The organism is Facklamia sp. P13069 (genome assembly GCF_050409405.1).
Classification (GTDB): domain Bacteria; phylum Bacillota; class Bacilli; order Lactobacillales; family Aerococcaceae; genus Facklamia.
Window position 1 is genome coordinate 16,251 of the sequence record NZ_JBNUPN010000024.1, and the last position, 13,965, is coordinate 30,215.

The 13,965-nt window shown below is 37.0% G+C and carries 17 protein-coding genes; all 17 read left to right on the plus strand.

What is annotated here, in order from left to right; translation table 11 throughout:
* Positions 1-11: 11 nt before the first annotated feature.
* The 17 genes from ACQV2T_RS07535 (at position 12) to rpmF (ending at position 13,878) form a co-directional block, all read left to right on the plus strand.
* On the plus strand, positions 12-671 hold the full coding sequence (locus ACQV2T_RS07535) for a DivIVA domain-containing protein (RefSeq protein ID WP_428893467.1): 660 nt from the start codon (positions 12-14) through the stop codon (positions 669-671).
* A gap of 76 nt (positions 672-747) precedes the next feature.
* On the plus strand, positions 748-2,325 hold the full coding sequence (locus tag ACQV2T_RS07540) for a peptide chain release factor 3 (RefSeq protein ID WP_428874837.1): 1,578 nt from the start codon (positions 748-750) through the stop codon (positions 2,323-2,325).
* A 169-nt stretch (positions 2,326-2,494) separates the two neighbouring features.
* A complete protein-coding gene (locus tag ACQV2T_RS07545) occupies positions 2,495-2,761 on the plus strand; it encodes a phosphocarrier protein HPr (RefSeq protein ID WP_428874483.1) in 267 nt (88 codons plus the stop codon).
* Positions 2,761-4,482 (plus strand): phosphoenolpyruvate--protein phosphotransferase, encoded by a 1,722-nt coding sequence (gene ptsP / locus ACQV2T_RS07550; protein ID WP_428885364.1) that lies wholly within the window; start codon positions 2,761-2,763, stop codon positions 4,480-4,482. The genes ACQV2T_RS07545 and ptsP overlap by 1 nt, the downstream gene beginning before the upstream one ends.
* Positions 4,483-4,661: 179 nt before the next feature.
* On the plus strand, positions 4,662-5,873 hold the full coding sequence (locus ACQV2T_RS07555; RefSeq protein WP_428874485.1) for a glycosyltransferase family 4 protein: 1,212 nt from the start codon (positions 4,662-4,664) through the stop codon (positions 5,871-5,873).
* Positions 5,873-6,751: an NAD(P)-dependent oxidoreductase gene (locus ACQV2T_RS07560; RefSeq protein ID WP_428893468.1), complete on the plus strand. Its 879-nt coding sequence runs from the start codon at positions 5,873-5,875 to the stop codon at positions 6,749-6,751. Before ACQV2T_RS07555 ends, ACQV2T_RS07560 begins: the two co-directional genes overlap by 1 nt.
* 120 nt (positions 6,752-6,871) lie before the next feature.
* A complete protein-coding gene (locus tag ACQV2T_RS07565) occupies positions 6,872-7,099 on the plus strand; it encodes a YkuJ family protein (RefSeq protein WP_428874487.1) in 228 nt (75 codons plus the stop codon).
* 217 nt (positions 7,100-7,316) lie between these two features.
* Positions 7,317-7,850 (plus strand): YqeG family HAD IIIA-type phosphatase, encoded by a 534-nt coding sequence (locus ACQV2T_RS07570; protein ID WP_428874488.1) that lies wholly within the window; start codon positions 7,317-7,319, stop codon positions 7,848-7,850.
* Complete coding sequence (gene yqeH, locus ACQV2T_RS07575) at positions 7,813-8,961, plus strand: ribosome biogenesis GTPase YqeH (protein ID WP_428893469.1); 1,149 nt, start codon at positions 7,813-7,815, stop codon at positions 8,959-8,961. The genes ACQV2T_RS07570 and yqeH overlap by 38 nt, the downstream gene beginning before the upstream one ends.
* Positions 8,962-8,993: 32 nt before the next feature.
* Entirely contained in the window at positions 8,994-9,311 is a 318-nt protein-coding gene (gene yhbY, locus ACQV2T_RS07580) for a ribosome assembly RNA-binding protein YhbY (protein WP_428874833.1), read from the plus strand.
* Positions 9,312-9,330: 19 nt separating this feature from the next.
* Entirely contained in the window at positions 9,331-10,008 is a 678-nt protein-coding gene (locus tag ACQV2T_RS07585) for a nicotinate-nucleotide adenylyltransferase (RefSeq protein ID WP_428874491.1), read from the plus strand.
* A gap of 17 nt (positions 10,009-10,025) precedes the next feature.
* Positions 10,026-10,643 (plus strand): bis(5'-nucleosyl)-tetraphosphatase (symmetrical) YqeK, encoded by a 618-nt coding sequence (gene yqeK, locus ACQV2T_RS07590; RefSeq protein ID WP_428874493.1) that lies wholly within the window; start codon positions 10,026-10,028, stop codon positions 10,641-10,643.
* Between the two features lie 8 nt (positions 10,644-10,651).
* Positions 10,652-11,014 carry a ribosome silencing factor gene (gene rsfS / locus ACQV2T_RS07595; RefSeq protein WP_428874831.1) on the plus strand — a complete coding sequence of 121 codons (363 nt, stop codon included), beginning with the start codon at positions 10,652-10,654 and terminating at the stop codon, positions 11,012-11,014.
* Positions 11,014-11,784, plus strand: coding sequence for a class I SAM-dependent methyltransferase (locus ACQV2T_RS07600; RefSeq protein WP_428893470.1), 771 nt, complete (start codon positions 11,014-11,016; stop codon positions 11,782-11,784). The genes rsfS and ACQV2T_RS07600 overlap by 1 nt, the downstream gene beginning before the upstream one ends.
* On the plus strand, positions 11,785-13,005 hold the full coding sequence (locus ACQV2T_RS07605; RefSeq protein ID WP_428893471.1) for a nucleotidyltransferase family protein: 1,221 nt from the start codon (positions 11,785-11,787) through the stop codon (positions 13,003-13,005). It abuts the gene before it with no gap.
* Between the two features lie 124 nt (positions 13,006-13,129).
* Positions 13,130-13,669, plus strand: a complete 540-nt coding sequence (locus ACQV2T_RS07610) for a YceD family protein (protein ID WP_428893472.1) — start codon at positions 13,130-13,132, stop codon at positions 13,667-13,669.
* Positions 13,670-13,698: 29 nt separating this feature from the next.
* Positions 13,699-13,878, plus strand: coding sequence for a 50S ribosomal protein L32 (gene rpmF, locus ACQV2T_RS07615; protein WP_428874498.1), 180 nt, complete (start codon positions 13,699-13,701; stop codon positions 13,876-13,878).
* Positions 13,879-13,965 lie beyond the last annotated feature (87 nt).

The following is a 13,965-nucleotide window of genomic DNA, read 5'->3' on the forward strand; positions in this document are numbered from 1 at the left end:
GAGGTGACTAAATGGACCGTATCAGCGAAGTGTCTGTTAATCTATTTGGCTATAATCGCAAACAAGTTAACCAATTAGTTGAATATAAAGATGAAAAAATTAAATCTTTAGAAAGAGACGTTGCTAATTTAAACCAGAAAGTACAAGCTCTAGAAGAGAAAGTGGTTTATTTCCAGTCGATTGAAGCCGCTCTAAAAGATGGTTTAGTGGACGCACGAAAGACAGGAAATGAAATTATTGCCGATTCAGAAGCAGAAGCAGAAAAGCTAATAAATCGTACTAATGAGCAAGTGGCCCAATACAAAGAAAACTTTGCATATTATAGTAAGGAACTAGCCAATACAGGAACAGATTTAAAAGATCAATTAAAAATGATGCAATCACAAATGCTAGATATGATTTCAGACTATGAAAAATTTGTTTCATCAACTAATTTTGATGAGGTTTTTCCTAGCAAGCAAGTGGATCGTTTTAGGAATCAGATTGAAGATTATGAGCAAGATGACTTACAACCAAACAGTCATCGAAAGAATCTTTCGGCAGAAAAACAATTATCAGATAAAGAAAAAGAGGAATTACAACGTTTAATTCAAGATGTTATAAATAATGAAGAAACGGCAGAAAAGACAAATGACAAAAAATTGGTTGATTTTAAGAAAGCTCATGGTTAACTAAATGATAAAAAAGGGCTGGGGGTAAACCCAGCTTTTCTTGTCTTTAAGTTATCAACAGAAATGAGGAGAAATAATGGTTAAAAATATAACAAAAGAAGTGGAGCGTCGTCGAACTTTTGCAATCATTTCCCATCCCGATGCTGGAAAAACAACTATCACCGAGCAACTTTTATTATTTTCTGGAGCTATACGTGAAGCGGGAACGGTAAAAGCTAAGGGAAAAAAATCAAATAAATTCGCTAAATCAGATTGGATGGAAATTGAAAAGCAAAGAGGTATATCAGTCACGTCTTCTGTCATGCAAGTGGATTATGATGGCTATCAAGTTAATATTCTTGATACTCCAGGTCACGAAGATTTTTCGGAAGATACCTACCGTACTTTAATGGCAGTCGATGCTGCTGTTATGGTGGTCGATTCTGGTAAGGGAATTGAGCCTCAAACTAAGAAATTATTTGAGGTCGTCTCAAAGCGTGGAATTCCTATCTTTACATTTATGAATAAACTAGACCGCGATGGACGCGAGCCAATGGATTTAGTAGCGGAATTAGAAGAAGTCTTAGGAATTAATGCCTATCCAATGAATTGGCCAATGGGTATGGGTAAAACATTACTAGGTCTATATGATTTATACAATCAGCGCGTGGAAATTCGTCAATCAGACGATGAAGATTATTTTATAGCACTGGATGAAGAAGGACATGCCCAAGGAGACCACGATTTTAAATCATCATCTATTTATAGTCAAGCAATTGATGATGCACAACTTTTACATGAAGCGGGTAATAGTTTTGATCGCCAGGCTATTTCACGAGGAAAATTAACGCCCGTCTTTTTTGGGTCCGCTTTAACGGGTTTTGGCGTACAAACTTTCTTGGATGCCTTTGTCGATTTGTCTCATCAGCCGGCGCCGGCTTTAACAGTTGACGAAGAATATATCCAGCCAACAGATGAGCGTTTTACAGGCTTTGTTTTTAAAATCCAAGCTAATATGAACCCAGCACACCGTGACCGCATTGCCTTTGTAAGGATTGTTTCTGGCCGTTTTGAAAAGGGAATGACAGTTACTTTAAACCGAACCGGCAAAACCATTCGAATGGCACATACTACCCAGTTCATGGCCGACAGTCGAGCAGAAGTCCAAGATGCTTTTGCAGGCGATATTATTGGCTTATATGATACGGGGAATTTTCAAATAGGTGATACCATCTATGCAGGTAACCAAGCCGTCCAATTTGAAGATCTACCACAATTTACGCCGGAGATTTTTATGAAAGTAGCGCCAAAGAATGTAATGAAGCAAAAATCTTTCCATAAAGGAATTGAACAACTTGTGCAAGAAGGAGCCATTCAATTATATAAGACCTATCATACAGAAGAGTATATACTAGGAGCGGTCGGACAACTGCAGTTTGAAGTTTTTCAATATCGTTTATTAAACGAATATAATGCAGAAGTTGAAATGACACCAATGGGGTCAAAAATTGCACGTTGGATTGATGATGAGGACTTAGATCCTAAGATGTCTTCCTCACGAAACCTTCTGGCAAAAGATCGTTTCGGCCAAGCTGTTTTCCTTTTTGAAAATCAGTTTGCTGAAAATTGGTTTAAAGACAAACACCCTGATGTTAAACTTAAACAGTTGATGTAAATCTCTTATTAAGGGTTACTGGTATTTAATAAGTAAATAATCTTAGCTTTTAATTTTGGTTTTGTGTATAATAATGATAGCGTTTGCCTGGGTTTTTATTTGCCTAGAATGAATAGCTATTCAGCGCATAGCTTAATATTAGAAATAATGTCTTTAAGGAGATGAACATATGGAAAAGAAAGAATTTCACGTAGTTGCTGAGACTGGGATTCACGCAAGACCTGCAACTTTATTAGTGCAAGCAGCTAGTAAGTTTTCATCAGATATTAACTTAGAATATAAAGGTAAATCAGTAAATTTGAAATCAATTATGGGAGTGATGTCTCTTGGCGTAGGACAAGGAGCTGACGTTACAATTACAGCTGAAGGTTCTGACGAAAAAGAAGCTATTGAAACGGTAACAGAGACCATGAAGAAAGAGGGCTTATCTGAATAATGACTAATAAACTAACCGGTATTGCGGCTAGTGATGGGATTGCAATTGCACCTGTTTATTTATTAGTGGATCCCGACTTAAGTTTTGACAAAAAGTCAATTGAAGATAGTGAACAGGAACTTATGCGTTTGTCTGTCGCTGTTGACCAAGCAAAAGCGGAACTTGAAAATATTCGCCAATTAGCTGCTGACCAATTAGGTGAAGAAGAGGCAAAAGTTTTTGATGCACATCTTTTAGTTTTATCAGATCCAGAATTCCTAGCCCAAGTAAAAACTTTGATTGAAGAAGATAAGATGAATGCAGAGGCTAGTCTTGAACAAGTTGCAGATATGTTTATTGCTACATTTGAAGCGATGGAAGACAATCCTTACATGCAAGAACGTGCAGCAGATATCCGTGACGTGAAACAACGACTTTTAGCTGCTTTATTAGGAGTGGAATTACCGACTCCAGCTACTATTGACCATGAAGTAATTGTGGTGGCTAGAGACTTAACGCCAAGCGACACTGCGCAATTGAATAAAAAATATGTGAAAGCCTTCGTCACAGAGATTGGCGGAAGAACATCTCACTCTGCTATCATGGCAAGGTCGTTAGAGATACCTGCCGTTGTTGGGATTGAAGGTGTTTCTCAAGCGGTTAAACAGGGAGAAAACTTAATCGTAGATGCCTTAGAAGGTCAAATTATCCTGCAAGCAAACGAGGAAGAACTAAAAGAGTATCAGCATAAAGGCGACCAATTTAAACAAGACCAAGAAGAATTAAAAAAATTGGTAGCATCGCCATCCATAACTAGTGATGGTAAAACAGTAGAAATTGCTGCCAATATTGGAACCCCTAAGGATGTTGAGGGAGCTATTGATAATGGAGCAGATGGAGTAGGCTTGTATCGAACAGAATTCCTTTACATGAATGCTTCTGATTTTCCTAGTGAAGATGACCAATATCGCGCTTATCGTCAAGTGCTTGAAGCTGTTGATGGTAAAGGGGTGGTCGTTCGAACCATGGATATAGGTGGCGATAAGCATTTGCCATATATGAAGTTGCCACAAGAAATGAACCCGTTTTTAGGTTACCGTGCTATTCGTATTTCTATAGATAAGCCAGAGATGTTCAAAACACAATTGAAAGCATTACTGAGAGCATCGGTTCATGGTGATTTGAAAATCATGTTTCCTATGATTGCTACAATTTCAGAGTTTCGCCAGGCTAAATCTTTATTAGAAGAGGTTAAAAAAGAACTTCAACAAGCGCAGGTTGAATATTCAGATTCTATCGAAGTTGGAATAATGATTGAAATTCCAGCTGCTGCTGTTTTAGCGGACCAATTTGCAAAGGAAGTAGACTTCTTCTCAATTGGTACAAATGATTTAATCCAATATTCAATGGCTGCTGATCGAATGAATGAGCGAGTTTCTTATCTTTATCAACCCTATAATCCTTCTATTTTGAGATTAGTCAAATTTGTAATTGATGCAGCTCACCAAGAAGGTAAATGGGTTGGTATGTGCGGTGAAATGGCTGGTGACCAAATGGCGGTACCTATTCTACTAGGTATGGGATTAGATGAGTTTTCAATGTCTGCTTCGTCAATCTTAAGAACACGTCAGTTAATTTCACGCTTAGATAGTAAAAAGATGCAAGAATTAGCTGATCGCGTGATCAAGGAATGTAATTCATCTGAAGCAGTAGAAGAGCTTGTTAATCAATATTTAGCCTAAAGTGTATTTCATAAATAGTTAAGACCCTAGGAATAGTTTGTCGCCATTTAAGCATAGCCATATGTTTGTGGAACAAATCGTTTCTAGTGTCTTTTTTTTACAAAAAACACTGTTGTTAAGGTAGTAAAATATTTACTATAATAGATGAGAATAGAAATAAGCTCTAGGAAGGAAGCATTATGAAGATAGGCATGTTTACGGATACCTACTTTCCTCAATTAAGTGGTGTATCAACTTCAATCAAATTATTAACAAAAGAATTGCGAGCTAGAGGACATGAGGTAGTTATCTTCACTACTACTGATCCGAATGCAGAAGCAGAGCCAGATGTTGTTAGGATTTCAAGTGTTCCCTTTTTAAGTTTTTCTGATCGAAGAATTGCATATCGGGGATTCGATCGCTGTTTGAAAATAGCGCGTTCCATGAACTTAGACCTTATTCATACGCACACCGAGTTTAGTATGGGTTTAGCTGGTAAGTATGTTGCTAGCCGTTTGAAGATTCCTAATATACATACTTATCATACAATGTATGAAAATTATACCCACTATATTTTAGATGGGCTCTTAGTTCAAGCCAATCATGTAAGAGTTATTTCACGTCAGTATTGTAACCAATCAAATGCAGTCATTGCGCCCAGTCAATTAACTAAAGATACTTTAGAATCTTATGGTGTTCATGTTCCTATACAGATAATAGCTACTGGAGTAAACATTCCAAATTTTAAACCAGAAGAAGCTAAAACTTTGCGGAAGACTTTAGGTTTTAATAGTAAAGACCGTGTATTATTATCTTTATCACGTTTATCTAAAGAAAAAAATATAATTGAAGTCTTATATTCTTATTGTGAATTGAAGCAAAAGGATCCAAATCTAAAATTAGTGATTGCTGGGGATGGACCAGAAAGAGATAGTCTAGAACAATTTAGTCGTAAACATGATTTAGATGTGCGCTTTGTCGGATTTGTCGATCATGATGAAGTTTGGCGTTATTACCAAATGGCTGATTTATATGTAAATGCCTCAGAGTCGGAATCGCAAGGGTTGACTTATCTAGAAGCAATTGTTAACCGCTGTCCAATCATTGCTAAGAGTAATGATTACCTCAAGACTGTGATGCAAGAAGAGGCTTTTGGCGCCTTATTTGATGAAAATTACACACTTAATCAAGCAATTAGAGACTTTTTGGAGAAAAAAGACTCAAAACAAGTTGATCCAATTGATACAGATAACTTATATGAAATATCAGTAGAAAAGTTTACGGATCAAGTTTTAACCTTTTACAAGCAAGTATGTGAGCGATATATTGAAGAAGAAACTGGCCTTTTTGATCGTGTCTTTAGTAAAGTAAAAAATGTTATTCGTGAAATTGTAATAGGAGGAAAAATATAGTGGATCAAACACTCAAAGTAGGTTTTATCGGACTAGGTGTTATGGGACAATCAATGGCTAGACACATATTAAGAGCTGGTTATCCGCTTTATGTTTATAATCGAACGAGGTCTAAAGCCAATCAATTGGTTGAAGAAGGGGCTATTTGGCAAGCTTCACCTGAAGAAGTTGCTCAGGCATGTGACTTAGTCTTAACAATAGTTGGCTATCCTGAAGATGTTGAAGCGGTATACCTAGGTGAAAAGGGCTTGTTTAAGGGTGCTCACTCAGGTCAGGTTTTTATTGATTTAACCACCTCTAGACCAAGTTTGGCTCAGGAACTCACTAAAAAAGGACAAGCTTTGGGTGTTACTGTTTTAGATGCACCTGTTTCTGGTGGAGATTTAGGAGCAAAAGCAGGACGCCTAACAGCTATGGTTGGAGGAGATGCAGCAACTTTAGATCAAGTTCGTCCTATTCTTGAAACATTTAGTGCAAGTATTCAACTCCATGGTTCTGCAGGTTCTGGCCAACATGCTAAGGCAAGTAATCAGATTATGATTGCTGGGACAATGACCGGCATGGTCGAAACATTAAGGTATGCTAAAGCAAATGGGTTAGACTTAGAAAAAGTTATTGCAACCTTGACTGGTGGAGCTGCTAATAACTGGTCATTGTCCAATTATGGCCCTCGTATTTTAAAATCAGACTATTCACCTGGATTTTTTGTTAAGCACTATATCAAGGATTTAGGTATTGCTTTAGAAGAAGCTGAAAAAGCCAATTTAAATTTACCAGGTACAAAACTTGCCTATGATTTATACCAAGAATTAGCAAAAGAAGGTCATGAAAATGATGGTACTCAAGCTTTGATTAAGCTTTGGTGGGATCAAGCTTAATAGTCCTCCTCACTCTAAGTTGGGAAGCAACTTAAAATTTATTTCTTGCAATTTTATCTCAGTTTGTTAGTATACCTTGTATAAAATAAATTATCTTCTTAGTGAAGAATGGAGGAAATCATGAAAGCATCTGTACTTACTGGAATTATTCAACGACTAGAAACAATGACTAAGGCAAAAGATGAAGTTGAAATTCGTCGATTTGAATTGGATGGGATTGAAAAATGCCAAGTGACTTATTTACCAAATGATGATGCTTTTGAAATGACAGAATCAGAAACGGGAACTGTTTTCCGCTTTGACAACATTGATCTAGTAGCCATTGAAATATTTGATCTGTTGGGTTAATACAAACAAAAAGAGGTCTGAGGATAATCGAAATCCTAGACCTCTTTTTATTTATCATAAACATATAATCTTTTCATCAGTTAAAATCCTAAGCAAGATAATTATAAATATTAGAGCCAGTGAATCATGAGTATAAGAATACAAGAATGTGCTATAATGACTTTAAGTAAAAAAAGAAATAAGTTAATGAAGATAATAAAAAAGTATAGGAGGAATCATGAGAAAATTGATTCAACCCACTTGGTGTCTTAATTCAGTTTATCGTCTTAAGCCATCTGATCTAATCAACCAGCAAATTAAAGGCCTAATAGTAGATCTTGATAATACACTCTTGGCATGGAATTGCCTAGATCATACCCAAGAATTAGCAATATGGGCAAAGAGTATGCAAGATGCAGGTATAAAATTATTTGTTTTATCCAACAATCATCCCGAACGAGTACATAGGGTGGCGGATCCTTTAAAATTACCTTATCTCGGTCACGCCTTAAAACCGCTCAGACGTAGTTTTCGCTTAGCAATGAAAAGAATGCAAGTTAAGCCGGAGCATGTCTTAGTGGTCGGTGACCAGATAATGACCGATGTAATAGGAGCTAAGAGTTTAGGTTTGAAAGTACTTTTAGTTAAACCTATTGTCAATAATGATAATATTTACACCCTGGTCAATCGCACTTTAGAAAAAATGGCACTGAAATGGATTGGGATTGACCGACATGGAGACTGGGGGGACCAACTTGAAAGACCAAACTAATTTACAAGAAAACTATCAATGCATTGGATGTGGGGCTGAAATTCAAAGTGAAGATCCTAATAAGATGGGGTATTTATTGGCTTCTATCTTGGAGAAGAAAAAAATAGAAGGCGATTTTTATTGTCAGCGCTGTTTCAGACTGCGTCATTATAATGAGCTACAGGATGTGCAAATTTCAGACGATATATTTCTGGATCGCCTTTCTTCCATTTCAGAAGACGATGCTTTTGTAGTGAATGTTATTGATATATTTGATGTTGAAGGAAGTATGTTATCTGGCTTAAATCGTTTTATTGGCAAGCAACCCTTTGTTTTAGTCGCTAATAAAGTAGACTTATTACCAAAATCAGTCAAACAAAATCGAATCGTTCATTGGTTGAAACAGCGTTTCTTTGAAAATAGTTTAAAACCAGACGAAGTGTTTTTGCTGTCAGCCAATAATCCAGCTAGCTTACAAGCTCTAATTGATCGGATTGACCGCGAGGTAAGACAACGTAATGTTTACATAGTGGGAGTTACTAATGTTGGAAAATCTACCTTAATTAACCAACTACTGAGACATTATGGTGGAGACAAAGAAATAATCACAACCTCTGATCATCCGGGCACCACACTCGATACGATTCGTATACCATTAACAGAAACAACGGGTATCATTGATACTCCGGGAATTATCAAGGAAAACCAACTGGCTCATTACTTAGATCGTCAGGGAATGAAAAAACTATTACCCAATAAAGCAATTAAGCCTAGAACTTTTCAGTTAAATGCTGGTCAAACACTCTTTTTAGCTGGAGCAGGTAGAGTTGATTTTATAGCAGGAGAAAGGGCAGCCTTTACTTTTTATGTCTCCAATGAGACATATATTCACCGGACTAAAACGGATAAGGCAGATGACTTTTACCTTGAGCACAAAGGACAACTCTTAAGTCCTCCATATCTCAATCAAGCAGTTAATTTTCCTGAACTACAAGGAAGGGATTATCAATTAAAACCCAATCAAGATTTAGCGATTGCTGGACTAGGATGGTTAACAGTTAATGAACCTGTTCAAGTAAGACTATGGGCTCCAAAAGCTGTCCAAGTTACACAAAGAGAAAGTATGATTTAGGTTAAACAGATCTAGTTAGAAAAGGAGTCAATATGACCGTATTAAATAAAAAACAAATTAAGTTTCTTAGAAAAAAAGCGCAAAAAGAAAAAGCAATTTTTCAAATCGGAAAATTAGGAATTACAGAAGTCTTTATTCAACAAGTGGATGATGCCATTGAAAAAAGAGAATTAATTAAATTTAATATTCTGCAAAATTCTGATGAAGAAATTGATCAAGCGGCTGAACAAATTGCTCAAGCAATTAATGCAGTAATTGTTCAAACCGTTGGACATACAGCTGTTCTATATCGCCCTTCTCACAAAGAAAAATATCAAAGAATAAGTGAAGAAATAGCCACTATTCAATAGCAACAGAAAGGAGACCTCCATGCGGACGATCGTCAGTGAACAAACTATTTTGAGGCTTGAGCGAGAATATGCCTCGATCACCTTAGGACAAATAGCGGATTTAACAACCGACCGTGATCGCCAACGCATCGGTATTTTAGGAGGGACTTTTAATCCGCCTCATTTAGGTCATTTAATGATGGCTGAACAAGTAGGAAAACAATTAGATTTAGATGAAGTTTGGTTTATGCCAACCGCAAAGCCACCTCATGCGCCGGGGAAGCAGACCATTGCTTCTCAACACCGGCTGCAAATGGTTCAAAGAGCGATCGAAGGTAATCCTTTGTTTAAACTCCAAGCCTACGAAGTTAATCGTGGTGGGAAAAATTATACCATTGATACTATGAGGCATTTCGTGAAAGCTTACCCTGAGTGCGACTTTTACTTTATCATTGGGAGTGACTCAGCTAATGAACTAGAGACTTGGCGTGACATTAGTGAATTGGCTTCAATGGTTCAATTTGTGGGTGTGCGACGTCCAGGCGAAGAAATTTATGGGGGGCAATATCCAATCATCTGGGTAGACAGTCCTTTGGTAGAGCTTTCTTCAACGGAAATTCGTCTAAGAGTCTACTTGGAACAATCCATTCGTTATCAAGTTCCTGATGCGGTGATAGACTACATTAACCGCCACGACCTATATCGACGTTTGGATTGATGAAAGAAGGAGTTTTTATGACAGAAGAACTTATTTACCAACAAGACTTTATTAATATGAGCCGTCAAGAGTTGATTAATCAATTAGAAAAGCGTTTATCAAAAAGACGGTTTGATCATGTAATGGGGGTTGAAAAAAAAGCGCTTGAGTTAGCGAAGCTTTATGAAGAAGATATCGAAAAAGCATCAATCGTTGCTTTAATGCATGACTATGCCAAAGAAATTGAATCCGAGGCAATGTTAAATTTAGCTCAAGCATTTTGGTCAGACGAGCGGCTTGAAGACGCAACAGAAGGAATCTGGCATGGTTTTGCTGCTGCACAAATATTGAAAACGGATCTAGCATGTCAAGATGATGAAATTATTCAAGCGGTAGCTGCTCATACTACGGGCTGGCACCAAATGTCAAAACTTGCAAAAATACTTTATATCGCAGACTATACAGAAGAAGGACGTAATTTTAAAGGAGTCAATAAGGTTAGAAAACTAAGTCAAATTGATTTAGATAAGGCTTGTTTTTTGAAGATGCGTATGACAGTAAAGCACTTGATGAAAAGGCAAGAATATCTTTTCCCCTTACAAATTGAAGTCTATAATAGTTGGATTAAAAATTATAAAGCAAATAAAGCTATTTAGGAGGAATTATGACATTATCAAGTAAAGAAAAATTAGAAGTAATTGTAAAAGCGGCGGACGATCGGATGGGCCAAGATATTATGGCTTTAGATGTAAGTCAAATGACACCCTTGGCAGAATATTTTGTAATCATGCACGCCAAGAATGAACGTCAACTTAATGCGATTGTGGACGAAATCATTGAAAAATGTCATCAAGCGAATATAAATATCAAGGGTTCTGAAGGAAAAGATGGCGGACGCTGGATTTTAATTGATATTTATGAAATCGTTGTTCATGTCTTTCATTATGAAGAGCGTAGCCATTATAATTTAGAAAAAATCTGGCGAGATGCGCCATTAGTGGACATTTCTGCATGGGTGAATCCTTAATGAGTTTTACCGATGTCGCTTTGGTTTATGACCGTTTTAATGATTTGAGCGCCTATGATCAGTGGCTAGATTTTACTTTAGCTCATGCAGGAGAAGCTGTTGAAAATGTTTTGGATATGGCATGTGGGACAGGTTATTTTAGCCGTTTATTAGCTAAGAATTATCAGCAAGTTAAGGGTATGGATTTAAATGAAGCAATGATTGACCAAGCTAAAAAACAAGCAGGAAATGAATATGAAAACCTCATCTTTCAACAAGGTGATATGCTCAATCTAGAAGCAGAAGAGGGAAAGTATGATTTAGTGACTTGCTATGCAGATTCTTTATGTTTTCTAAAGAATGAAGAAGAGCTTAAACAGGCTCTTTTTTCAATGGTTAATTGTCTAAAAGATAGTGGTCGATTATTGTTTGATGTATGGACCCCTTATCAATTGAGTCAAGGATTTGATCAATTTTCTTATCAGGATGAAGATGAAAAGGGTGCTCTATTGTGGACATCTTTCACTAAAGCTAATGATTTAAGTGTAATTCACCAGTTAACTGTCTTTGATCGCATTGAGTCTGAAGCTGATCAAGATTTTTATAGACGTTATCAAGTCGACCTAGAAGAAAAAACCTATCCCTTAGCTACTTATAAAAATTTTTTACTAGAAGTAGGCTTGCAACCACAACAAATTCAAGTTTTGGTCAATTTTGGTGAACGTCAGTATGACGAATCTCAAGATCAAAAGACTGATCGTTGGTTTTTTGTATGTCAAAAGGGGGAATAAATGTTGAGAACCTTAGGCATTATTGCAGAATACAATCCTTTTCATTATGGCCATCTCTATCAGCTCAAAAAGGCAAGGACCTTAACTCAAGCTGAATGCATTATCGTTTTAATGAGTGGGAATGTTGTGCAAAGAGGGGAGTTTCCTATTCTGGATAAATGGCATAGGGCAGAGCTTGCCTTAAAAAATGGAGCAGACCTAGTCCTCGAACTTCCATTGAATGCTAGTCTGCAGGCAGCGGATTTTTTTGCCGGAAGCTCCGTTGACATCATGAAAGACTTGGAGGTTGATTATTTAGCTTTTGGAAGTGAATCGGCTGAATTATCAGATCTTCAAGCCTATTTAAATTTTATTGAGTTAATTGATGCGGACTTGCAAAAAAATATCCGTCTTTTACTTAAAGAAGGAAAGGCCTACCCAGCCGCTTATCAAACGGCTGTCGCTCAACAATTGAAACAGCATGAATACAGTTTAAGTTTCGATCCATCTGCTAGCAATCAAATGCTAGGCATTCTGTACTTAAAAGCACTAAAAGGTTCTAAAATTCAACCAATTGTTATCCCTCGTCTTAAAGAAACTCAAGAGCTAGAACAGTGGATTGAGCTACCACATGAGCTACAACCAATATCTATCCTTTCAGGCAGTCAAATCAGAAAGGAAGTTCAAGAGGGTGTTCTAAAAGCTCGAAATCTTCCGATAATGACTTGGCAGAAGTTGCAAATGCATTCCTTAATCGAATGGCAAGATTATTATACCTTACTCAACTATGCTATCTTAGCGTTGGGGAAAGAAGGTCTTGCTAAAATTCAAGGAATGGTCGAGGGGATGGAGTCGGCTATCTATAAGCAAAATCTCAAAACTCAGTCTTGGGAGGAATTAGTGGATGCTCTTACTTCGAGTCGGTGGACACGGTCAGCTGTACAACGTCTATTGATGATGGTTTTATTGCATATTGATCAAACAATGTGGCAAAGTTATTTAACAAAAAATAAAAAGCAGAAAGTGCTTCGTATCTTGGCTTTTAATCAAGTGGGACGAGCCTTTTTAAGCAGCTTTAATTCGGAAAAACTAAAACTTTTTTCTAATTTATCGCAAGAAATAGCAGACAATTATCACTTGTCCTTGCAAGTAGATAGTATTTTGCAGGCCAATCCTAATAAAAAAACTGAAGAACAAGTGATAGCAAAGCATCCCATTTATTTAAATGAGCCTTATTTATAGCAAGCTAAACTAGTAATATGAACGTCAATCAGCTATACTAATATTGGTTTAGAATTGATTATTGTGATTGACAAGCTGTCTTTTCTTAAGTATAATTTATTTTGTCGTTTTAGAGGTGATATATATGAAATGGACCCTTCGTCAATTACGTGAGGCCTGTCGTGACGGCATCTATTCTTTTGATGAGCGAATAGATATCCAATCACAAATAAGTGAACGCAAGTCGGATATAATCCACATAGATGAAGTGCATTCTAAGGGATACTTCCTTTTGCGTGATGAAGAGTTTGTGCTCCACTGCCAATTTGATGTGGACGTGACATTGCCTTCAACTCGTAGTTTGAAGCCTGTAGTTGTCCCTTTATCAATAAAGGTGAGAGAAAGCTACGTTGATAAAAGTTTAGACTTTAATGCTCAAGACTATGAGGAAACCACTATTGTTCTTGAACATGACTATATTGACCTCGCAGCGTCTGCTGTTGATAATATTCTTTTGAATATTCCAAGACAAGTCATTGCAGAGGATGATACAGATCTTCCTTCAGGCAAAGACTGGACAGTCGTAACCGAAGAAGAATATAATCTTCAAAACCAAGCAGAAGAGGATCAAGTTGATCCAAGATTTGCAGCCTTAAAAACGTTATTATCAGACCAAGATAAATAATGGTCATCAACTACCAGGAGGTGTAAAACATGGCAGTACCAAAAAGAAGAACATCTAAAGCAGTAAAAAGAAAGCGTCGTACTCACTTCAAATTAAACGTACCAGGAATGAATCCTTGTCCTGAGTGTGGCGAAATGAAATTAAGCCACCGTGTATGCGGTAATTGTGGTTTCTACGCAGGAAAAAATGTAGAACAAGTAGCAAAATAATGACAAGAAAGATCGGTTAATCGGTCTTTTTTGGCTCTATGTCCAATAGGGTTGATGCTATCCAAGGAGATTAAGCAATTAACGGTT